The following is a 22,451-nucleotide window of genomic DNA, read 5'->3' on the forward strand; positions in this document are numbered from 1 at the left end:
CAACGGTTGAGATCAGCTCGGTGAACCGCCGGATGCGGGCCCGCATGTCCGGTGGTGTGAGAGGAGGGCCGGGCGACCCGGCCCTCCTACTCGATCCCGTACGGCCTGGTCGGTGTCGCGTCCACCACCTGCATCCTGCGGCTGGGCTGACCGAGCCGATGGCCCGGCCCGCGGTGCGGCGCGCCAACAACCGCGTCGTGGCCATCGCGACGGGCCTCTACGTCATGGTCGATACGATCGCCGTCTCCCTGACCGTGTCGTTCTGAGCCGGATCGCGCGGCCGCGACACACCGGAACCGGTGGCATCCAACGGCTTGCACATGCCGCAACGTCATCTGATGAGGTGGAGGCGGTGAAGAACGAAAGGCCGTATCTGCCATGAACACCCCCCGCAACCGGACCGTCAAGATCGGCGAAGCCGCGAAGCTGACCGGCACCACTCCGCGGGCGATCCGGCATTACCACCAGGTCGACCTGCTGCCCGAGCCCGAACGCGGCCATGACGGGCGCCGCCGCTACGGGTACGACGCGATCGTGCGCATCCTCTGGATCCGCCGCATGACGGAACTCGGGATGCGGCTGGATCACATACGCACCTCGCTCGCCGCCCGCAACGACCAGGACCGGAAAACGCTGCTGGACGAACTCGACGAGACGCTGGCGACACAGGAGGAGACGATCCGCCGGCAGCGCCGGGCCCTGCGCCGTCTGCGCGAGACGGGCAGCGATCTGGGCCTCCTCGCCCCGAACGTGACGGAACTGCTCACCGAACTCGGCGCCGTGGCCCTCAGCCAGGCCGACCTCGACACACTGCTCGTCACGGAACACCTCTTCGGCCCCGAGGCCGCCGCCCATCAGGCTCAAGGGCACCACATCCTCGCCACGCACTCCGAGTTGCGCGCCGAGCGTGACCGTATCGACCGGAAGATGGCCGAACTCAAAGACGCCGAGGCGGACGACCCCCGCGTCGAGGAACTCGCCGCCCAGTTCTTCGCACACATCCAGGCGATGGCCGAGATCGAACGGGCCGCCGGATTCCCGCAGTCCGACGAGCCCGGCCTGCGGGTCGAGGTGGACACCGAGTCCGGGCAGGTGTCCCTCCCCGACCTGGAGCCCTTCGGCAACCTTCCCACCGACGAGTCGCCCGCTCAGCGTCGTTGTGCCGAACTGATCGGCCTCAAGCTCGCCGGATGGTCGCCGGCCGAGCGCGGAGAGGCATAGCGGACGTACGCGCCCGCGCCGCTTCCGCGCGCGGGAGCGGGCGCGGAATCCCCTGTGCGGGCCCGCACCCCGGACCGGAGCGCGGGAGTTCCCGGTGCGGCAGGAGACCCGCCGGGACAGGAGAACCGCCGGGTTCGCAGTGGGCTCCCGGACCCGCAGGCGAAGACGCCGCCGTGGCCCGAGCCCGGGGAAAGTGGAACCTCCCCCGGCCCGAGGTGGGGGGTCTGGTCGCGGGCCGGAGGAGGTGGTGTGGTGGCTCCGGCGCAAGGCGGAGCCGTACGGTGCTCAGCGCGGGAGCGGGTCCGGCGAACCCGACGGAACCGCTCCTGTCCGGGGCGGGACCGGGTTCGGCGAACCCGACGGAACGCGCTCAGGAACCCTGGATCGGGTAGTGGTCGGAGTAGTCCCGGTAGGTCGTGCCGTCCAGTTCCCACGGCGGGGACTCGGGCGTGAGCCCGGTGTTGCGCCAGTCCGGCGGCTGGGCGTGCCGGCGGTCGTAGAGGATGTAGTCCAGCCACGCCTGCGGCTCACCCCCGTACCGCTCACGGGCCACGCCGTTGGCGACCGGGTCCATCGTGTAGGGGTGGCCGTCGTAGGCGGGAGCCTGCGCGTCAAGGCTGCCGAGCATCCCCGCGTACTCGGAGCCGTAGCGGTCGACGTTGAAGTCGCCCGCGAAGAGCACCGGTTCACTCTGCGGAATGTGCAAGCCGTCCACGAACGAGCGCAGTTCCCTCAGTTGCGAGGTGCGGATCTCGGCCGCCTCTCCGTCGCTGCACAGAGAGTCGTCGGCCTGCAGATGCGTGCCGAGGACGTGGACGGGGGAGCCGTTCACGTTGAGGCGCGCGTAGGCGAACCCCTTCTGCGAGAGGGAGTCCGTGCCGCACGCCTCGTCGTAGATGTACTGGATGCGCTTCGTGATGGGCCAGCGGCTGACGATGGCGACACCGCCGTCCTCCGGAGCGAACATCGAATAGTCGCCCTGCGTGTCGTCCCAGCCGCTCTTCGAGCGACCCACGACCGGCGTGCGGTACGGGTAGCCCCGCAGCCTCTCCATCAGGATGTCGGAGGAGCTGTTGTCCATCAGCTCCTGGAACACCACGACGTCGTGACCCTGCACATGCGGTGCGGAGCCGATGAGGCCGCCGCGCTCGTCCTGTGCCCAGCCGTCGGTGATGAACGAGGGCAGCAGCATCGTGTTCATCGACAGCACATTGAGCCGGGGAACCGCGTCCGAACTCGCCGCCGCCGAGGCGGACTTGCTCGTCCCGGCAGACCGGCCCACCTCCGGAGCCGCGTTCGCGGACGCGGCGATCAGCGACGAGCCTGCGAGTACACTCACGGCCGTGAGGGCGGCAGCGACTGGCAACCGCATGGACGAGCCTCCCTGATGTTGTCGTCGGTCTCGTCCCTGCAGTCTCTACTCCCCGGTACGAGAGGTCATGAGTAGTCGCCACTCCTTTCCGGGCGCGCTCTCTTCCGAGCGGGCGATGTCCCGGATCGTGAGGCGCCGATCTCCGCCTGTCCGGCCAGCGCCGCCGGGAGTTGGGTGCGCGAGGCGATGCCGAGCTTCGCGTAGGCGCGCAGCAGGTGGTTGTCGACCGTACGGATCGAGAGCACGAGCCGGTCGGCGATCTCCTGGCTGGTGAGACCGCCCGCGGCCAGTACCGCGATCTCGGACTCACGCCGCGTCAGCGGCCTGGCCCTGCCGTCGCTGAGCCCCGGGGTCCTGGCGCCGCCGCAACGGGCCAGCGACCGGCCGGCGAGGACGGCCGCCGCCGCGGCCGCCCTCGAGTCTCCCTCCCGCTCCGCGGCCCTCGACGCCTCGCAGGCGGTCTCCGCGGCGAGAAGTTCCGCCCCGGCGAGCAGGCACAGGTCTGCCGCGACGCGCAGTTCGGCGACGGAACCCGTCGCGTATGCGCGGGCGGAGTCGGCCCTGGCCCGGGTGAGTTCGCTGTCGCTCGCATCCGCGAGCTCCGCCAGGCGGTCGTGCGCATCCCTGGCACCCCCGAGCCGGGCCATGTCGCTCAGCAGCCACGCCTCGTAGGAGAACATGCTCATGCCCCGGGCCCGGCGGGCGGCTTCGGCCATCATCGAGCGCGCCTTCGCCATACCGCCTCCCGCGGCCTCGACCCAGGCCGCAGCGAGACTCGTGATCAGCTGCACGGCCTGCTGCTGGTCCGGCGGTGCCTCACGGGCCGCCTCCAGCGCCTTCCGGGCGTCACCGATCGACCCCCGCTGGGCGTGGACCGCGGCGAGGCCCGCACAACTGAACGCCAGCGGGCGGGAGAAGGCGTGGGCGCGGGCGAGCGAGACGGCTTCGGCGAACCAGTCGCGGGCCTGCTCCAGGCGCCCCGCCATCAGTTCGCAACGCCCCATGTGCGTGGCGATCCACGCCTGCAGATGCACCGCCTGCGCGGCCACCGCGCACGCGAAGGCGTCGTCGCCCACCACCCGGGCCTCGTTGGTCCGCCCCGCCTCGGAGAGAGCCACGACGCGGTAGATCGCCGGACCGCTGCAGTGCGACGAAGGATCCGACCGGCCTTCTCCCCGGTCGGCCTCCTTCATCTCCTCGTGCACACGACGGCTCAGCTCAGCCGCCTCCCGGGTCTGCCCGAGGTACGAGAGGGCCAGCGACCGCTGGAGCTGACCCCACATCCGCAGCCGCGGCACCGGCACCTCTTCGGCGTCCTCGAGCAGGTGCAGTACGGCACGGATGTCGTCGCAGTACATGCGGTACCCGGCCTCGTTGATGCGCAGCACCCGGCGTCCCTCGTCCCCGAGCTGCTCGCGGGCCGCTTTGTTGACCGCCAGCGTGCGCGCCATGTCGCCGTACCCCCAGAAGAGGTTCTGGGTGCGCTCCATGGTCGCCGTCAGGACCTCCCGGTCCCCCAGCGCGATCTCCTGGGCGTTGAGCAAGCACTCCTCGGCGCGCTCCCATTGGGCGGTGTGGTGGTAGGCCTCACCGCGCATCAGCCACACCTCGAACGACTCCGAGCGCTCGGGCAGACCGGACAGCAGTTCCAGCACCGTGGGGAAGTCCCGTACGTGACGGGCCATCGCGGCAGCGGACACCAACAGCGCGTGTTCCACGGGGAGTTCGGCGGCGAGCTGCCAGGAGGCGAGGCGCAGTGCATCCTCGCGGCGACGGACCCCGTGCTTCTCCAGTGACCGCACCTGCGAGGTGTAGATCTCACGGCGGCGTTCGGGGGCGATGCGGTGGCGGATCACCTCGCCGTACAGGGGGTGACCGAGCGTGTAGTACGTCCTGCGGCCGGCGGTGTGGAGCTGGATCAGACCACGCTTCTCCAGCCATTCCAGATCCGTGGTGTCGGCGCTGGTGGAGTGGAGCGCTCCGAGCGGCAGGGGCTCGCACAGGGCGACGAGTTCGACGAGTGCCTCCCTGGCGGGGGACAGGCCCTGCAGCCGCTGTCGGACGATGGCAGTGAGCCGCCGGGTCCCGGTCGGCTTGCCGGTCAGACGCCACAGCCCGTCGCCCAATTGCAGGGTTCCGTCGTCGACGGCGCCGGTGACCAGCTCGTAGAGGAACAGCGCGTTGCCGCGGGACCAGGTGTAGAGGGCGTCCAGCGCCGCGTGTTCCACGCGGTGCTCCAGGCGGCGGCGCAGCACCTCGCGCACCTGGAACCGGCTGAAGGGGCGCAGCGCGATACGACGGGTGGTCTCGGCACGGTCGAGCGCCGCTACCGCGTCCGACGGAGGGGCGCCGTCGCGCACGGTGGCGATGAGGAACACCGCGCGGGCCCACAGGAGATGGCCCAGCAGCACGGCCGAGGCGTTGTCCAGCAGATGCAGATCGTCCAGCAGGAGCACCGTCCTGCGGTCCGCCGGTTTGCCGTCGCCCCGTTCGGAACCGGAGTCCGAGCGCATGCCGAACGCCTTGGCCGCGGCGTGGAAAGCGGTGACGGGATCGTGTGCGACGGCGTCCGGCGGCAGCAGATGGGCGAGCGCGCCGAGCGGCAGGGCGGCCGCGGACGAGGTCGCGACCGCCCGCTCAACGCGGTGCCCCCTGCGCGCGGCCAGGCGCAGGGCTTCGTGGGCGAGGCGGCTCTTGCCCACTCCCGCTTCACCGTGGATGAGGACGGCGGTGGTGGAGGGGTCGTCGAGGCAGGCGGCCACGGCGTCGAGCTCGGACTCCCGCGCGGTGAACGGCCAGCGTTCACGGCCGGCGGGCGGCAGCCCGGCCGGGCGGCTCGCGGGGATCTGCGCGGGCCTCGGGTATATGCGAGTGGACCGGGTGGGCTTCACGTGCTGCTCCAGGCCAGCGCGATACGCACGTGTGCGCCGCGCCGTACGACTACTGCCAACCCTTGAAGAGCTTGATGGTCCGGATCGCTTGTGCGCATGAGCAGTCCTTACTCATCCGGGCCCGCGGGGGCGTTTCTCCGTCCGGACAGCTGCACCGGTTGCGTCCTCAGCAGGCAGTACGGTTCCGGGAAGCCCACCGGATCCCGTGGTCATCGGGACGACCGGCCGGGCCCTGCCGGGACCAGTAACGACCGGCCGGGCACGCCACGGGCCCACCGGCAGCGCACGCCACGGGCCCCACCGGCAGCGCCCCCCAGGGGGCCACGGGCTCACGGCCGGTCGTCCACACCGACGGCTCACGCCCCGCTTCGGAACTCACCCCCTTCCGGTGACGCTCACGCGCGGCCCGGGACGAGGGGCTCGCGCCGCAGGGCGTCGCGCAGGAGCCGCCGGTCCCGTATGCCGATCTTGGAATAGACGCGCTGCAGATGGTTTCCGACCGTGCGGACGGACAGCAGCAGCTGTTCGGCGATCTGTGCGTTGCCCAGCCCGTTCGCGGCGAGCAGGGCGATCTCCATCTCGCGGCCGGTGAGGCTGTCGCGCACCGTGTGCGGCGTCAGCCCCGGCGTTCTCGCGCCGTCGCACAGTGCCGCGAGCCGCTCGGCCTCCTCCCGGCACCGGGCGGACCTGCGGTGCGCTCCGGGCCCGCGCTGGGCACCGGCTGCGGCCGTACGGGTCTCCGCCGCGACCAGCAGGGCTCCCATCTCCTCCCACTCTCCCGAGCAGCGCTCCAACTCCTCGCCGCTGCCCGCCGCGAGGGCACCGGCGGTACGGGCTCTGAGACCCACGCAGGGGTTGGGGGAGTGGAGGGCGAGCTGGGCGAGCTGCTCATGCACGGCGTGCGGGTCGCCGAGCCGCGCGACGTCGAAGAGCAGATGCGACCGGAGGACGAGCAGCCCCGTACGGGCGGCGGATCTGGCACCGCCCAGCAGCAGGGAACGCGCCTGGCTGACCCGGCCCAGGGCGGCACTCCGCCACGCCTGGACGAGCTGTGCCTCGGGCCGCAGCCATGCGTCGCGCCGCAGCCCCCGGGCCGCGGCCCAGGACTCGTCGGAGGACTCGAGGTCGCCGGTCACCGCGTCCACCAGCGCGCGCCCGGCCAGCCCTGCCCAAAGGCCGGAGAGGTAACCGTGCTCGCGCGAGACGGAGACGACGGAGGCGAACCAGCAGCGCGACTGCACCATCTGGCCGCGCAGATAGCAGATCCAGCCCAGGTCGGTCGCGGCCCGGATCTGCGCGGAGCCGGCGCGGCTGTCGACCGCGCTGTCGTACGCCTCGTGAGCCATGCGCTCGGCCTCGTCGAGTCGTCCGGACTCGGCGAGGGCGCGCGCTCCCGCGGTGAGCAGGCGGGCAGGGTGGGCGATGCTGTTGGCGCGTGCGCAGGGGGGCCGCTCGCTGTGCTCGGCCATGACGGCCAGCGCCTCGTCCGAACGCCCGGACTCGGTCAGGCAGTACACCGACGGCACCGCGGCGACGATCGCCGGGCGGTCCGACTCGTGCGTCATGGCGCTCCGCAGGCGGGCGCCGGCGCGGTCGATGTCCCCGGCCAGCGTCCACAGCGCCGCTTCGTTCGCCTGCAGCACGGCCTGGATCTCGGTGTCCGTGGTCCCGCGGACCGCGGCCGCGTTGACGTCGAAGGCCTCCCCGAGGCGCAGCAGGCCCTGGGCGAGGTTCTGGGTCCGCAGGACGACGCCGAACAGCCGCTCGTCGTCGGTCGTGGCGAGTTCCAGGGCCCGGGCGAGCGCCTGCTCGGCGTCCTGCGGGCGGCCGCAGGCGTGCCGGAACTCGCCCAGCAGGAGATACGAGTGGGCATCCGGGCGTGCCCTGACCAGCGCCTCGGCGAGACCGAGCGCGGCCGGGAAGTCATGGTCGGCACGGGCCAGTTCGACGGCCTCGGCCAACCGCTCGGCCGGTACGGCGTCGGCCGCCTCGACCCGCCAGAGCGTGCAGCGCAGGCGGGCGTCGTCCCCGTTGCCGCTGCGGGCCTCGGTGCGCTCGGCACGGGAGAGCAGGATCCGCCGGGCGCGCTGGACGGGCACGGTGGTGCGCAGGACCTCGGCGTGCAGCGGGTCGGCGAGCGCGGCCACGCGTCGTCCGCCACGGGGCTCGGTGCGGACCAGGCCCTCGGCGCGCAGCCGCTTCAGGGCTTCGGCGGGCAGGACGTGGGGGTCCTCGGGACCGCAGAGGGCGAGGTCCTCCAGTACGCCGTTGTCCTCTTCGGGGACGGCGGAGAGCCGGTAACGGACGAGTTCGACCAGGCGTTGGGGCGGGGCGGGGTCGCCGGTCAGCCGCCACAGGCCGGTCTCGCAGACCAGCTCGCCGCCCGCCAGCGCGCCGGTGACGAGTTCGCGGAGGTAGAGCGGCCGGCCCCCGCCGACCGCATGGAGCCCGCGCAGGGTGCGGCGCTCGACGGGGCCGCGCAGCACCTGCTCCAGCAGGCGGCCGACCGCGGCCACGGACAGCGGTCGTACGGGCACGGGGAGGAGATCCTCCACGACGCCGGACCCCGGGCTGCCGACCGTCCCTTCGTCGCTCGCCGTCCCGATGAGCAGCAGCTCCCGGGAGGCCAGCAACGGCCGGAGCAGGTCCACGGACGCCTCGTCCAGGAGGTCCACGTCGTCGATGAGGAGCACGGTGGGCAGCCGGCGGGAACCGCCGGTCCTCGGTTGCCGGAAGTGCAGTGAGGTGCCGCGGCCGCCGGCACGCGGGGCCAGCAGGGGCGCCAGCGCACCGAGCGGTACGGACCGGGAGGCGCGCGTGGCGGCGGTGCGGACGCCGGGGTGGCCGCGCTGCACGGCGCGCTTCCAGCATTCATACGCGAGTCTGGTCTTGCCCGCCCCGGTCGGTCCCGTGACGACGATGCCCCGGGCGTCGGGAGCGGTCAGGAGCCGGGTGGCCGTGGCGAGTTCGTCCGCCCGTCCGACGAGCGGCCACTCCGGGGGGAAGGAGCGGATGGTCATGAGGTGCAGTTCTCCCTCTGCGGTGGACGGACGACGGTGGTGCACGTTCCTGACGCCCGGTCACATCGGTGGGGGGTGTGCGCGAGGGCTGTGGGGAGCGGCGCAGCGAGTGGGGGGCAGGGCGCAAGCTGGGGGGCGCCCGGGGCTGACGTCGTGGACACGGCCGCGGCGGACCCGGCTGGCGGATCCCGACGTACGCGGGCCGGTCCCCGACGGGTGAGACGCGGCGGCTCGTCCGGGAGGTTCCGGATGGCCGGCGGAAGCCCGTCAGGGCTCGGTGGGGGAGCGCGGCACCCGTCGGAGGGGACGCAGCTAGACCCAGCCGATCGCGTACCGGAAGGCGATCGTGTCCAGGACCGGAGCGCGCCAAGGGCGGGAGACGGCGAATTGTCCCCGGATGTCCGATGCCGGGAGGAGCCCCGAGCGCAAGGACATGATTCCACTCCTCTGTGCGTCTGTGCGGCGAATCCCTATCGGGCCAGTGGCTCAGTGGTCCAGCCACTTGATGACGCTCAAGTCATGCACACCTCACTGGAAAGCGTCAAGATTCGTGCATGATCAGATGCCGGCCGTCCGGACCGTCATGGCTGTTGCTTGTGCAGTGACTGAGCCACTGCGAGAATCGTTGTCCGGCATGTGGATCGAAGGGGCTGAGGACAGCGGTGGCAGTGGAACCCATACCGCGGGATACCGCGGTGGACGCGCTGGAACGGCACCTGCGTGACGACATTCTCGACGGCAGGTACGCCGTCGGCAGCCTGCTGCCCCCGGAACGCGAACTCGCGGCACGGTATGGGGTCAACCGGACGACACTCAAGCACGCCTTCGTCCGGCTCGTGCATTCCGGACTGGTCGAAACGCGTCACGGGATCGGCTCACGGGTCCGGGATTTCATGCGGTTCGGCAGCGTGGATCTGCTGCCCGCGCTCGTGGTGAAGTACCCGGGCTGGATGGCCGAGGTGTTCGAGGTCAGGCAGAGCGTAGGCGCCCTGATCGCGGTGCGTGCCGCACAGCACCGGGGCGACGAGGACCGCAAGGCGCTCCGGGACCAGGTGGAGATCGTCGCGAGCGGAAAGTCCACGGACGACATCCAGCTCGCCGACGCGGATTTCCACCGCATCCTGGCGGTCGCGTCCCACAATCGCGTCTACACCCTTCTCACCAATACATTTCTCAACTCCTACATGCCGGTGCGGCAGTTGCTCGCCGATCCGTTCCGTGACCCGGAGGTGGCGGCGGGACGTCTGCGGCCGCTGTCGGATGCGGTATGCGCCGGAGACCCGGACGCCGCACGCAAGGCGTCGGAGACGTATATGGCCGAAACCGAGCGCATCATGATGGCGGCGCTGCCGCCCCGCCACTGATCCGTTTCTCCCTCCGCGGCGACTCGGGCCGCACTTCGGCCGCCGTTCATCCGCTCCCGAATATCGAATGGTGGATCGCCTTGTCGAATAGTGGACCGGCTGACGTGCGGTCCATTCCGCGTTCGCGATCGCGTGATCGTGACGCATTGGAAGGCTGCCGAAGGGAGGCGCGGCGCTCGGCCGTGCCCCGGAACCCATGCTGCTCGGACGGATGGGAACCCTGCGGCGACCGGCAAGTCCCGCGGAGCGGACGGATGCGTCTCGCTCCGCGGGACCCCTCGCATATCCAGGGACACCTACGCGGTACCGATGAATTACGGGCGCCGCCGCGGTCCTCATGAGTGGACGACCGGACGCGCACCGAGACGGAAGAGGCCCTCGGGAGCGGAAGCGTGGGAGGAGAGCCGCCGTGTCCGACGACGCAGCACAGATCCGGGCACTGATCGAGCGCTGGGCAGCGGCCGTGCACGAGGGCGACCTCGACACCGTCCTCGCCGACCACGCCGACGACATCGTGATGTTCGACGTACCGCCGCCCGAGAACGGTGTACGGGGCATCGACGCCTACCGCGAGACCTGGCCGCCGTTCTTCGAGTGGCAGCGTCAGGGCGCCGCCTTCGAGATCCTCTCGCTCGACGTCACCGCGGGGGACGACGTCGCCTTCGCCCAGGCGCTGCTGCGTTGCGGGACGCCGAAGGAACTGGAGGAGGACCCCGCGAACCGGCTGCGCCTGACCGTCGGACTGCGCAAGGACGGTGGGCGCTGGATTGTCACGCACGAACACCACTCGTTCCCGTACAAGAGCTGACCAGTTCCCGTACGGGAGCCGGCGGACCGGATCTCGCCAACCGCCTGAGCAAGTACTGCTCAACTCTCCGCTCCACCCTCCTCCTTGACGGTGCGGGCACACCGGCGGCAATAACCTCGGTGGCGTCCGGGCCGGCCACGTGGAGGGTGTGGCCGGTTCCGGCCCACCACCGCCCGGGTCATAAGACGTACCGCCGCCCGGCGCGGCCCCCACTGGATCCCGAGGAGAAGCATGCGCAAAGCAGGGACGCAACGGAGGCCCCTGATGGCGAGCGCGGCTGTGGGAGCGATGGCAATGACGCTCCTGACCGGCTGCGATGACGACGCCGCCAACAAGGCGGCGGACGAGCGCCCGGCGGCTTCGCAGTCCCCGGCCCGGGAGGCCGAGACGGCGGGATCGGCCGCGCGCAGGAGCACGCCGGCCGCGAAGCCCGAGCGCAAGGCCAAGCCCGCGAAGAAGCGCGCGGCGGCCGCCAAGGCCGACGGCCAGTGCGCGACCTCCCTCGCCGACAGCTTCTGGCGGACCCCGGCCGCGGGACTTCCGCTCCACCCGAAGTCCTCCGCGTACGTCTCGGCGATCGGTCCGGGCGACCACGTCCACCCCGACTTCGGCTCGGGGCTCATCGACGGCAAGCCGTTCGGCATCCCGGTCACGACCGTCGACGAGGACGTCGCCCCGTCCGATGTCTCCTTCGACTACGCCGACGAGAGCGACAAGTCCGGCTACCGCATTCCGAAGGACGTCAAGGTCGAAGGCGGCCCGGACGGCGACGGCGACCGCCATGTGATCGTCTGGGACCGGCACCGCTGCAACGCGTACGAGCTGTACGACGCCAAGCCGGGCGGCGGCGGCTCCTGGCACGCGGGCTCCGGAGCCGTCTTCGACCTCAAGGACCACAAGCTCCGCCCGGACGGCTGGACCTCGGCGGACGCCGCCGGGCTCGCCATCCTCCCCGGGCTCGTCCGGTACGACGAAGTCGCCGCGGGCCGGATCGATCACGCGATCCGCATGACGGTGCCGGAGTCCGACCGCTCGTACGTGTGGCCCGCCCGCCATCAGGCCGGAGCCGAGGACAACAAGAACCTGCCTCCCATGGGGCTGCGTCTGCGGCTCAAGGACAGCGTCGACACCTCGGGCATGCCCGAGCAGGCCCGCGTCGTGGCCGAGGCGCTGAAGAAGTACGGCGCGATCGTCGCCGACAACGGCTCGTCCTGGTACCTGTCCGGCGACCAGGACGACCGCTGGGACAACGAGCAGCTCAACGCCCTGAAGGACCTGAAGGGTTCGGAATTCGAGGCGGTCGACGCCTCCGGGCTCATGGCCGACCCCGACTCCGGCAAGGCGGGCTGATTCCCGCGCCGTGGAGAGCCGGCGGCTGCGAGGTCCGGCCACCATGTGATCGCAGCCGCTGACGCCCGGCCGCAGCCGTCCCTGACGGCCGGGCACCGATGCCCGCCCGTCCGCCCCAGGAGCGAGGGGTGGACGGGCGGGTTCCGTTACGCCGGGGTGTCTGCCGGGGAGGGGCACCGAGCCCGGGGCGGGTGCCCGGGTGAGCAGGTGCTGGTTGGGCAGGTGCCGGGCGAGCCGGGTCCCCTCGTCGGTGCCCGGCTCGTGTGAGTCCCTGTCGAGTCGAACTTCCGCCGGGCATGGGCCAGTTGGGACGTACCCGAGCTCGCCGCCCACCGGGACGTCTCAGAAGCGTGACGCGAAACCGCGGAACAGCTTGTCGCCGTGGACCGGGCCCGCCCCGCCCCACTCGTACATGCGCTCCGTGACGCTGTCGCTGTTGTGGCCCGTGTTCCCCTCGATGGTCGTGACCGAGGTCCCGGAGACCTGGACCACCACGCCCACGTGCCCCTGCCCGGCGTTGTCCTGGTTCGTCCACACCAGGACGTCCCCGACCTGGGGCAGCACATCGGGGGCGTAGGCGTGGAAGCGCTCGCCCAGGCCCGTGCGCCAGGACTGGGAGCCCCGGTAGTGCTCCGGTACGCCTTCGTAGTCCCACATCGCCGCGGCAAAGTAGCCGCACCAGGCCAGGCCGTTGAAGTCGTTGTACGTGTTGCGGTCGGCATTGCTGCCGCCCTGGCCCAGATAGTTGTTGCCCTCCGGCTCTCCCGGCCGGCTCAGCAGCGTCTCGCCGTCCGCGTAGAGGCGGAACTCCAGTGGCGTCGTCAGGGCGTCCCGGGCCCGCTCGGCTATCGCGGTGCGCTCGTCCTCCTGTGCGTCGGTGGGCACCGATGCCGCCGTGGTGCTGCGGACCTCGGTACGCGGCTGCGTCGCGACCGCGACCGGAGCCGCGGTGGCGCAGAGGACGACGACACATCCCAGGGTCGTCAGCCGGCTGTGCAGGGGTGTGGAGAACACGGGTCGCCTTTCGTCGTGGGGGAGAGGCATCGCCGGGAGCCCCGCACGGGTCGAAGGGTGAGCGCGTCGCCGCGCCGCCGCCGAGCGTGCGCGTGGCCCCCCGCGACACGGAACGTAGTGATCCGGTACGGCGGGGAGCGTGAGTCGGGACTACTCACCTCGAACTCGGCGTCGTTCCCGTCCCGGGCGCAACCGGATTCAAGGGGCCGTTTCCGCAGGTGAGTTGAGTAGTGGCTGCTCTGACGCCGGGAGCTCACCAAAAGTGATGATCTATTCCGTCAGATCCGCATATGGCCGGGGCCGAGACCGGGTCCCGGTTCCCCAGGCTCCCACAGGGCGCGCGGTCCGTGAACCTGTGCTTCGCGCAGTACAGCTGCTACGCCGGCAATCCTCCGCAAAGCAGTCCCACCCGGCCGCGACAACATGGCCGTGGCACTGACCTCACCGCTCCAGAGCCCGCACCGGACACCTGGTCGTGATGTCCGGTACGGGCCTGACGGCGGTGAGCCGGTCCGGCCCCGGCTGCCCCCGGGGCCGGACCGGGACCACGCGTGATCGCGCGCAGGCCAGGGGCCGTGCCACCACAGGGGATGGCACGGCCCCGTCGCAGTTCCCGGCACCGCCCGGCCGGGCCGCGTCGGGCCCACGACAACCGCATACGCAACCGAAGAACCCGATCAGGTGCGGCCCGGCCGCCCGGGAGTTGCGGCGCCTGGTCCTTGCACGGAGGGAAGAGGACCTGTGCCAGGAAATCTCGCCATCACCCGCCGCGGCGCCCTGCGCGCCGCGGCGGCAGTCGCTGTGGCGGCAGGTACCGGCGGCGCGCTCGCCGGTACCGCCTCCGGAGTGCGGCCCCGAGCAACGGTGAGCCCGGACCCTCGCATGTCCGAGTGGTATGTGAAGAACGAGCACGTCTGGGACAACGAGGACTACAGCGAGGAGCTGCAGGGGATCACGGCCGGCACGGAGTACTGGTACATCGCCAACAACTCCGACGACTCCTCCGAAGGCATCTGGCGGGTCACGCATGACTTCGGCCGGCGCACCCTCATGATCATGAACCCGGCGCGCGACCACCACCTCGGCGACATCGGCTTCGACTTCGCACGGAACCGGATCTACGCCGCCCTCGAACCCGCCAAGGTCTGGGAGACCGCCGTCGGCGGAGCCCAGGCCGCGACCGTACGGATCGTGCCCCTCGGCGGCAACGGCCCCCGCCCCCAAGGCGATTCGATGCCCTGGTGCGCCGTCAATCCGCGCGACGGACTCCTCTACAGCTCGGCGTTCGGCGACTCCGGCCAGTCCATCCCTCAGATGACGCAGGTGCACGCCTACGATCCGGCGGACGGCTTCCGCCTGGTGCGCACTGTTGCCCTGCCGCACGCCATACGCCGCGTCCAGGGTGGTGCGTTCTCCCCCCTCGGCCGCCTCTACGTGAGCTCCGACGCGTCCAAGGACGTCCGCGGCTACGCGCTGCCCTCCGCGGGTGGGGGGCCGGCCACCTACCTCGGCTCATGCGGCCTCAACGCCCCCGATCTGGAGGTCGAGGGTCTGGTGGTGGGCTACCCGAAGAATCACGCGACCCAGGCGGGCGGACACATGTGGGTGCACGCGGTGTGCCTGGACAACGACTGGCCGAGCGGCGACGACGCCTATGTGAAGCACATCTCCGTACCCGATGCGATGACAGTGTGACGCACCGCACCTGCCACGTACGGGAGTTCAAACCCCGTCGGCGCGATATGCGTAGTCGTTACTCATGGCAGGCGGGCCCGATCCGGCCACGATAAGACGCCCACGGGGGAGAGCCCACGGCACGCCGGGTGCCGGCCATCGCGCCACCGACCAGGCGAGGATGCATGCATGCGGCTCTCCCCCTCCTACACCATGAATACGCGCCGGCACCCGTGTCGGCTGGGGGATAACAAAATGACAGATCCGATCCACGCCGGGGGCGCGGACGCCGTCGGAGCCGCAGGCGGCAACGGGGCCGAAAACCGACCTGCGGACGGACGCGACGGACACGGGGGCAGTGGACACGGAGGGGCGGCCGCATGGCACGGCGCGCCCGGCTGGTGCGGCGCGGCCGGCCAGGAGGGGACAGCCGGGTGGGACGCCGGGGCCGGAGCGGTCGCGGGGGCGCGGGGATGGGCCGGGGCCGGAGCGGCCGCGGGGGCACGGGGATGGGCCGTACCCGGCTACCGGCCCATCCGGGCGCTGGGCCGAGGAACGACCGGCCGGGTCGTGCAGGCCGTTCACGAACCGACGGGCACCGCCGTGGCCGTCAAGTACTTGAGCGACGACACCTGGCGGGATCCGGAGCTGCTGGCGCGTTTCCGCGCCGAGGCGCGGACCCTGGAGACCTTCGACTCCCCGCACATCGCCGCGCTCTACGAGTACGTGGAGACCGCCGACGGCGTCGCGCTGGTGATGGAGTACGTCGACGGCGTCGATCTCGGGACGCTGCTGCGCAAGCACGCGCCGCTGCCCCCCGAGGCGGCGCTCGCGGTGCTCAAGGGCTCGCTGCTGGGACTGGCGACCGCACACCGCTGCGGTCTCGTGCACCGCGACTACAAGCCGGGCAATGTGCTCGTCACCGGGGAAGGCTCCTCGGTCCTGGTGGACTTCGGCATCGCCGTACGGCAGGGAGCGGAGGCACCGGCGGCCGGAACCCCGCTGTACATGGCGCCCGAGCAGTGGGAGGGCCGGCCCGCCTCCCCCCGCGCCGATGTCTACGCGGCGACCGCCACCTTCTTCGAGTGCCTCACCGGAGCACCCCCCTTCCCCGGCGTGACCGTACCGGAACTGGCCGTTCAGCACGTCAGTTCCCCGGTGCCCGTCTCCGCGGTCCGCGAGGAACTGCGCGCTGTCGTGCTGCGCGGTATGGCCAAGGCGCCCGAGGAACGGCCGGCCACCGCAGAGGAGTTCGTCGACGAGGTGGAGGCGGTGGGCCTGTCGCTCGCCGGACGCGACTGGGAAGAGCGCGGCAGGCGCACGCTCGCCGCCCTGGTCTCGCTGCTCCATCTGCTGCCGGACGGGGAGAGCGGCACGTCCCACGGGACCGACACGGCGACAACCACGCTTGGGCCGCCCGAGGACGCGGTCAAGGCCGGTGCACCTGCCCTGGGCCGCGCCGCGGCGTCGGTGATCCGCCGGCCGTTCAGCCGCAAGGCCCGTGCCGCCGTCGCCGCGGGCTCCGCGGTGCTGGCGCTCGGCGCGGTCGTCTCGCTCGCGGGCCCGCACGACGGACAGCGCCACGCGGACCAGGCCGCGGACAGCACCGACAACCACGCGTCGTCGAGTCCGGGGAGTTCGGACACCGACCCGGACAAGACCCCGGCCGGCACGCCGGAGGAGTCGGGTTCGCCCTCGGCCGGTGCCACCGCAGCACAGGACGACGAGGAAGCCGGGGACGGCAAGACCCCCGACGGGGTTCAGGTGACGGTCGCCCCGGGGGAGACCCCCGGGGGCACCGAGCCCGTTCCGGCCGATCCGGGACCTGCGACGCCCTCGACGGACCCCTCCGAACCCGGTGAGCCGGGTGCGGAGAGCGCGCCCGGCCCGGCGGCGGTGAAGTCGGTGTACGTCACCGAATTCCAGCCCGGCCACGGCTCCGTGGCGACGGCCCGGTTCACGGTCGCCACGGACGGTCCGGGCCCGGTCGAGCTGCGGGTCACGTGGTACGACTCGAACCGCGGCAGCGCCGCCTCGGACCCGGGTTCGCCCGACGGTGCGACCCAGACCTTCTACCTCAGTGGCGAGAGCAGCTACGTGATCGACGCCGAGCACGCCTTCGACGGGGCCAACTGCACGGACTACCGCGGCGTTCTCGCCTCCACGTCACCGGGGGCCGAGACCGGACGCCCGTACAGAAGCGGCTGGACCGACGCATGCCTGCCGAGATGAAGGGTGCGGCCGGGCCAGGCCCTTGGACGGGGCAGGGCAGGGGCGCCGGACGAGGACGAGGGGACGTGAGGTCCAACGGCCAGGTGTGGGGGCACGGGGGTGAGCGTGCCCATGCCACCTGGCAGCCGGGCGACCCGCCCCTGGAGCTGGAGCCCGACACCTCGCTGGACGTCACCGTCGAGCTGGAGCGCGTACGGCTCACGCCGGAGCGGGAGCTGGAACGGTCCATGGCGGACACCGAACGCGTCGGCAGCACGGCCGTGTCCACGCTCCGATTCCACGACGCGCCCCGGACCGCCGAGCAGAATCCGTCCCCCGGGGACACCCGGCTGCGCTTCGGACCGGGTGTGCCCACGGATCAGGGCGCGGCATCGCGGCAACGCGGCCGCAAGCGTGCGCGGCGCCGCGGCTTCGTGGAGCGGCTGCGCATCGCCGCGCCGTACGTGGTCATCCTGGTGTTGCTCGGCGTGCTGGCGGCCGAGCGGTGGCCGCTGAACCGGGCCGCGCTGTCCGTCGGCGGTGTCGACGTGGCCGTGGACACCGGGCAGGCCGGGTGCGGCAGCACCATCACCGTACGAGGCGTGGTCAGGACCAACGGGGAGGCGGGGGACTTCACGTACCGGTGGCGGCGCAGCGACGGCACCGTCTCGCCGCCGCGGAAGGAGAGTGTGGAGGACGGGCAGCGGACCGCCGTGGTGGAGATGAGCTGGTCCTTCGACGGCGAGGGCACGCTCAAGGCCACAGCCGGCCTCGAGATCACCTCTCCGGGGCCGGACCTCCGCGACTCGGCGGACTTCGTCTACCGGTGCACGAAGAAGCACCGCTGACCCATGGACGAAGAAGCACCGCTGTGGAGCGTGCCGGTACGGCTTGCGGTGTCGTCTTGTCGACCTGTCGTCACATCGCTCTGTCGCTGAACCGACGAAACCGCGAGCGCGTCGGCCGTCTCGCCGTACCGGACGACACGTCATGATCGCAGGGCTCTGCGGGGCCGGACCGCCCGGGGGCGTGCTCCGCTTGCAGGGTGGGATCCGGGCCGTCAGGAGGTGGGGCGGTACACGCGCTGCACGCGGCCCTTGAGGTCCGCGCTGAGATAGGCGGAACCGTACTCGTCCCCGAGATAGATCCGCAGTGAGGCGACGTGCGAGATGATGTCGGTGTCGACGATGAGGTAGCGGGTCGTCGGCTTGTCGACGCCCAGTTCCTTCTCCGCCTTCTTCATCAGTGACGGAAGGATGTCCCAGTCGATCTTGCGGAGGTCGACTGTCACATCGTCGGAGTCCAGGGTGCCGCCGGGCGCGGTGCGCGTCGCGACCTCCTCCCGGAAGTCGTATTCGTCGAACACGCGCGAGCGGGACTTCGACGGGATCGAGGCCAGCGCGTACTCCGGATAGACCGTGAGGTCCACGACGTCCGGGCGGCCCGAGGCCGAGCGGAAGGCCTTGACCGCGTCCCGCATGCCGGACGGGGTCAGGAGATTGCGCGGCTTGGCGGGATTGTCCGGCTTCTCGGCCACCGGTCCTTCGCTGTCCGGCTTCGAGGGACGGGCGCCCGTCCCGCCCGACGTCTCGCTCGCCGCCGGGCGTTTACCGCCGCCGTCGGCGGAACCCTCGCGCGGAAGGAGGACCAGGACGCTCGTCACTGTCGCCGCCACGGCGACCGCCGCCAGCCCGATGACAACGGGCCGACGGGTGTTCCTGCGCGGCGGCACGTGCGTCGGGGGCGGCGTGCGGCCGGGCGCGGGACCGAACATGCCGGGCGGCGGCACCCGGTCATCGGGTGGTGGCAGGGCGTACGGATTCTGCTGGGCGGGGGACGGCGCGCTCAGGACCGGCCGGTCCGGTACGAGCGGTACGCGGAACGCCGGGTGCGCGTCGTGCACCTCACCGGGCCCCGCACCGGGAGCGAAACCCGGGCCCGCCGCATGCGCCGCGTCCTGCTCGGCGTTCACGGCCTTCTCCGCATTCTCCAGCAGCATGTCGAGGCGGGCCGCGTCGGGCCGGGCGGCGACATCGCGGACGAGCAGCTCCGCCAGCACGGGCGCCAGCGGGCCGGACCGTGCGGGCGGAGGGATCGGCTCGTCGAGGACGGCCACCAACGTGGCCAGACTGCTCGCCCGTCGCAAGGGGTGCGACCCCTCGGCGGCGACGTAGAGCAGCATGCCCAGCGACCACAGGTCCGAGGCGGGGTCGCCCTCCACGCCCCGGATGCGCTCGGGGGCGATGTACTCGGGCGAGCCGATGAGGTCGCCCGTCGCCGTCAGACTGGTCGACTCGCGGAGCGCGGCGATCCCGAAGTCCGTGAGCACGGGGCTGCCGTCCGGGCGCAGCAGGACGTTCGCGGGCTTCACGTCCCGGTGGTGGATGCCGGCCGCGTGGGCCGCGCGGAGGGCGGAGAGGACGCCGCGGCCCATCCGCACGACCTCGGGCGTCGGCAGCGGGCCCTGTGCGAGCCGGTCGGCGAGGGAACCGCCCCGCACCAGCTCCATCACGAGCCAGGGATGCGAACCGTCGACCGGCTCGACGATGTGATGGATGGTCACGACATGCGGATGGTCCAGGCGCGCGAGTGCCCGCGCCTCCCGCAGCACGCGCTCGCGCGCTGTTCTGACCATGTGCTGATCGGCCTCGGCCAGCGCGGGGTCGGGCGGCCGGACCTCCTTGAGCGCGACTTCCCGGTGCAGCGCCGTGTCGCGGGCGCGCCACACGGTCCCCATGCCCCCGCTGCCCAGTCGTGCGATGAGTTCGAAACGGCCGTCGACAAGCCGTCTGCCGGCCCCCCTGGTGTTCATGGCTGGTCAGCGTACGGGGCCTTGGGGCACCCTAGCCACCAAACTTGTGGGTAGTCGCTACTCACTTCGTGCCCGGGGGCGGGCTTGTCGTTCCGGGCCCGACGGCGCCTCGTCGCCACGCCCGCCCGGGAGCGATTCGCGGTGTCCGACGTGCTGGAGGACACCCTGACGCTTCCGTTCGCGGGTGTCCGTAACGGCCCCGCTCCGTGATGCGGTGGTGATCGACATGGCCCGGTCGCCGATCTACGGTGCCGAGCACAGCACAGCACAGCACAGCACAGCACGCGGCCCATGGGCACGACGTACAGGACCGCAGGGGGAGCGAGGGGGAGGCCACGTGAGGGCGATGATGCGGACAGCGGGCCGCCTGGCCGCGGTGGTCGCCGTGCTGGCCGCCGCTCCGGCCGTACCCGCGAACGCCGACGACGGGGGCCTGGCGCTCGACACCGTGGACGCGTACTACACCTACCGTCCCTCCATGACCGTCGAGACGCATTTCTTCCTCGGTCTGCGCACGGCCTCCGGCGCGCGGGACGTCCGGCTCACGGTCGACGCGCGTGATGCGAAGGGAGTCGTCGACCTTCGCGCCGACAAGAAGTGCCATGAGACCGACAGGAGTTACGTGTTTTTCTGCGTGTACGACACCCTGCCGCGGGGCCGTACCGAGGTCTGGGGTCTGAAGATCAAGAAAGCCCGAGGCGCCGTGGAGGGGGAGACCGCGACGCTTCGCTACTCCGCCGCCGCGGCGGGCGGCGCCACCGCGCAGGCCACGACGCGTCTGATGGTCGGGGGCCCGCATCTGGCGGCCCGCAGAAAGGCCGGTATCGACCGGGTCGCGGCGGGCTCCATCGTCGACTACACGCCCGCCGTGGCCAACCTGGGGAAGCAGCCTTCGCGGGGTGTGGGCGTGACCGTCTCCGCTTATCCCGGCCTCGATCCCGACAGGCGATTCTCCAACTGCCGCTATCCGTCGGCCAAGAGCTCCTCGCCGGAGGTTGGGCAGGAGTTCTACTGCTGGTTCGACACGGTCGTAGAGGCCGGCCGAGCCTACGAGTTCTCCGCTCCGCTGTCCTTCGGCGTCTCCCGCACGCTCATGCAAGGGAAGATCGGGACAGCTCCCTGGGCTTCCGGCCAGGCGTCACCGTGGGCCGACGACCCCGACAAGAAGTCCCGCTTCACCGAGCGAGGGAGCGGTCCCGAGGTCACCCTCCGGCCCCTTTCCGGCGCAGGCCTCGGCGACTACGAGGACATCGCCACGGACACCGATGTCCGTACGACGACGCAGGCCGATCTGCAGGCGATCGGCGCATCCATCGAGGGACGTACGGGGCAGCGGGTGACGGTCGACCTGGGCGCGCGCAACGCCGGACCCGGGGACATGAACACGGAGGGTTACGAGAACACCGAGGGACTGTCGTACAGGATCACGCCGCCCGACGGCACCCGTGTGGTCCATGAGCCGACCCCCGAGGAGGAAGAGGAAGACCCCTGGGAGTGCAACCCGCGGCAATCCGGGGCCCGTTCCTACACTTGCCCGATCGGTGAGAACTTCGGGCCCGGCGACACCGAGACGCTGCCCGTCGAATTCTGCATCGAGAGTCCCGTCCGGGGAGCCGAGGGGAAGGTCGAGATCATCGGCGACCGGCAATTCCTCTCACGCGACGGGAAAACGGGCAACAATTCCGCTCCGCTCCGTGTATCCGTCAAAGGCGCGGGCAACGGCGACGGCACCGACAGCAAGGCGGCGGCTGCGTGCGGGGCGCGGAGCGACGGGGACGACGTCGCGGCCGACTCGGCGGGTGGCGGCGCGGACCGGTCGACGAGCGGCGGGGAAGGAGGCTCGGCGGCCCCGTTCCTCGTCGGTGTGGCCGCCCTCGGGGCAGTGGCATGGGGAGCAGTCATCTTCCGGAGGCGCAGGGCTAAGCGGTAGCCGCACGCGGGACGCGGGATCCCGCCCCCGGCCGTGCGGCATTGCGTCGCCCTCGCCCCTTTCGCATTCGCCGGCGGCTCGTGCCGTGACCGTACGGTCTTGGCGGCCCAACCCGGCGAACCCGCGGTCGAAGCGCTAGGCAGTCGTCCGCAGGGACGGCGTGAGCAGCAGGGCTATGACCGCGAGGTTGGCCACGGTGCCGAACGGCAGGTACCAGAGGCCGAGAACGGCGAGCACCACCGCGGCCCACCAGCCCCCCGGCGCCCTCGCCACGAAGGCGACGCCCGCAGCCAGATATGCTCCCGCGTAGCCGACGAAGACGAGCTTGACCGCCAACGATCGCGGCTCGAGACCGGTCCCCGAGACGAGATGCGCCCACGGGCCGAGCTGCCCGGTATGCGTCCCGTCGCGGGGTGTCACGAAATCACCGGTGACCAGCGCGTGGACGCCGTCGAACAGCATCCATCCGCCGATGATCACCACCAGGCCCAGGACGACCCAACCCGTCCAATGCACGGCGACACCCCTCCTGCTGCACCAACTCCTGCCGCACGACTCCCGAGGCGCGACCTGCATCATCCGAACGATGCCTCCGGACGCTAGCGCCCCCCTCTGACAACGCGGCCGCCCCGGCCGCCGAGCGGCGCCCGGGACAGCACCGGGGGCCCGTCAGCCGCTGGACGGGCCCTGGGGGGGTGTCCCTATGGGTTTCGTCAACCTGTGGGGGCGGGCTTGGGGTCGTAGAAGGTGCCGTCGCGGAGCATGGCGAAGAGCACGTCGGCTC

Annotated in this window: 16 protein-coding genes; 9 read left to right on the plus strand and 7 right to left on the minus strand. The window is 71.7% G+C overall.

Features of this window, described 5'->3' with window-relative positions; translation table 11 throughout:
* Both AB0M26_RS28990 and AB0M26_RS28995 read left to right on the plus strand, forming a co-directional pair.
* The coding region (locus AB0M26_RS28990; protein WP_365265547.1) for a hypothetical protein at positions 1-266 on the plus strand (266 nt) is incomplete at its 5' end.
* Between the two features lie 112 nt (positions 267-378).
* The gene (locus AB0M26_RS28995) at positions 379-1,221 is read left to right on the plus strand and encodes a MerR family transcriptional regulator (protein ID WP_365265549.1); all 843 of its coding nucleotides are present in this window, start codon (positions 379-381) and stop codon (positions 1,219-1,221) included.
* A gap of 370 nt (positions 1,222-1,591) precedes the next feature.
* Here the strand turns inward: AB0M26_RS28995 and sph are convergent, their stop codons facing one another.
* The 4 genes from sph to AB0M26_RS29015 form a co-directional block, all read right to left on the minus strand.
* Entirely contained in the window at positions 1,592-2,560 is a 969-nt protein-coding gene (gene sph / locus AB0M26_RS29000) for a sphingomyelin phosphodiesterase (RefSeq protein ID WP_365265551.1), read from the minus strand.
* Positions 2,561-2,658: 98 nt separating this feature from the next.
* A complete protein-coding gene (locus tag AB0M26_RS29005) occupies positions 2,659-5,484 on the minus strand; it encodes an AAA family ATPase (RefSeq protein ID WP_365265553.1) in 2,826 nt (941 codons plus the stop codon).
* A 395-nt stretch (positions 5,485-5,879) separates the two neighbouring features.
* Positions 5,880-8,504 carry a LuxR C-terminal-related transcriptional regulator gene (locus tag AB0M26_RS29010; protein WP_365265555.1) on the minus strand — a complete coding sequence of 875 codons (2,625 nt, stop codon included), beginning with the start codon at positions 8,502-8,504 and terminating at the stop codon, positions 5,880-5,882.
* A gap of 312 nt (positions 8,505-8,816) precedes the next feature.
* Positions 8,817-8,939 (minus strand): hypothetical protein, encoded by a 123-nt coding sequence (locus AB0M26_RS29015; RefSeq protein WP_365265557.1) that lies wholly within the window; start codon positions 8,937-8,939, stop codon positions 8,817-8,819.
* Between the two features lie 233 nt (positions 8,940-9,172).
* Here AB0M26_RS29015 and AB0M26_RS29020 point away from each other — a divergent pair, with 233 nt between their 5' ends.
* From AB0M26_RS29020 to AB0M26_RS29030, 3 genes are all read left to right on the plus strand, one after another.
* Positions 9,173-9,868 (plus strand): FadR/GntR family transcriptional regulator, encoded by a 696-nt coding sequence (locus tag AB0M26_RS29020; RefSeq protein WP_365265559.1) that lies wholly within the window; start codon positions 9,173-9,175, stop codon positions 9,866-9,868.
* A 409-nt stretch (positions 9,869-10,277) separates the two neighbouring features.
* The gene (locus AB0M26_RS29025; RefSeq protein ID WP_365265561.1) at positions 10,278-10,676 is read left to right on the plus strand and encodes an SgcJ/EcaC family oxidoreductase; all 399 of its coding nucleotides are present in this window, start codon (positions 10,278-10,280) and stop codon (positions 10,674-10,676) included.
* A 294-nt stretch (positions 10,677-10,970) separates the two neighbouring features.
* The gene (locus AB0M26_RS29030) at positions 10,971-12,026 is read left to right on the plus strand and encodes a hypothetical protein (protein ID WP_365265563.1); all 1,056 of its coding nucleotides are present in this window, start codon (positions 10,971-10,973) and stop codon (positions 12,024-12,026) included.
* A gap of 342 nt (positions 12,027-12,368) precedes the next feature.
* On the opposite strand, the gene AB0M26_RS29035 is transcribed toward AB0M26_RS29030, so the two are convergent.
* Positions 12,369-13,040, minus strand: a complete 672-nt coding sequence (locus AB0M26_RS29035; RefSeq protein WP_365265565.1) for a CHAP domain-containing protein — start codon at positions 13,038-13,040, stop codon at positions 12,369-12,371.
* A 741-nt stretch (positions 13,041-13,781) separates the two neighbouring features.
* On the opposite strand from AB0M26_RS29035, the gene AB0M26_RS29040 reads away from it, so the two are divergent.
* From AB0M26_RS29040 to AB0M26_RS29050, 3 genes are all read left to right on the plus strand, one after another.
* The gene (locus AB0M26_RS29040; RefSeq protein ID WP_365265567.1) at positions 13,782-14,735 is read left to right on the plus strand and encodes a hypothetical protein; all 954 of its coding nucleotides are present in this window, start codon (positions 13,782-13,784) and stop codon (positions 14,733-14,735) included.
* 234 nt (positions 14,736-14,969) lie between these two features.
* Positions 14,970-16,946, plus strand: a complete 1,977-nt coding sequence (locus tag AB0M26_RS29045) for a protein kinase (protein ID WP_365265569.1) — start codon at positions 14,970-14,972, stop codon at positions 16,944-16,946.
* Positions 16,947-17,011: 65 nt separating this feature from the next.
* Positions 17,012-17,773, plus strand: coding sequence for a hypothetical protein (locus AB0M26_RS29050; protein ID WP_365265571.1), 762 nt, complete (start codon positions 17,012-17,014; stop codon positions 17,771-17,773).
* A gap of 212 nt (positions 17,774-17,985) precedes the next feature.
* Here AB0M26_RS29050 and AB0M26_RS29055 read toward each other — a convergent pair whose 3' ends face one another.
* Positions 17,986-19,737, minus strand: a complete 1,752-nt coding sequence (locus AB0M26_RS29055) for a protein kinase (protein WP_365265573.1) — start codon at positions 19,735-19,737, stop codon at positions 17,986-17,988.
* Between the two features lie 337 nt (positions 19,738-20,074).
* Here AB0M26_RS29055 and AB0M26_RS29060 point away from each other — a divergent pair, with 337 nt between their 5' ends.
* The gene (locus tag AB0M26_RS29060) at positions 20,075-21,667 is read left to right on the plus strand and encodes a hypothetical protein (RefSeq protein WP_365265575.1); all 1,593 of its coding nucleotides are present in this window, start codon (positions 20,075-20,077) and stop codon (positions 21,665-21,667) included.
* Positions 21,668-21,802: 135 nt separating this feature from the next.
* Here AB0M26_RS29060 and AB0M26_RS29065 read toward each other — a convergent pair whose 3' ends face one another.
* Positions 21,803-22,183, minus strand: coding sequence for a hypothetical protein (locus AB0M26_RS29065; protein WP_365265576.1), 381 nt, complete (start codon positions 22,181-22,183; stop codon positions 21,803-21,805).
* Positions 22,184-22,451: the final 268 nt, after the last annotated feature.

Origin of the sequence: Streptomyces sp. NPDC051776, from assembly GCF_040681345.1 — a bacterium.
GTDB lineage: Bacteria > Actinomycetota > Actinomycetes > Streptomycetales > Streptomycetaceae > Streptomyces.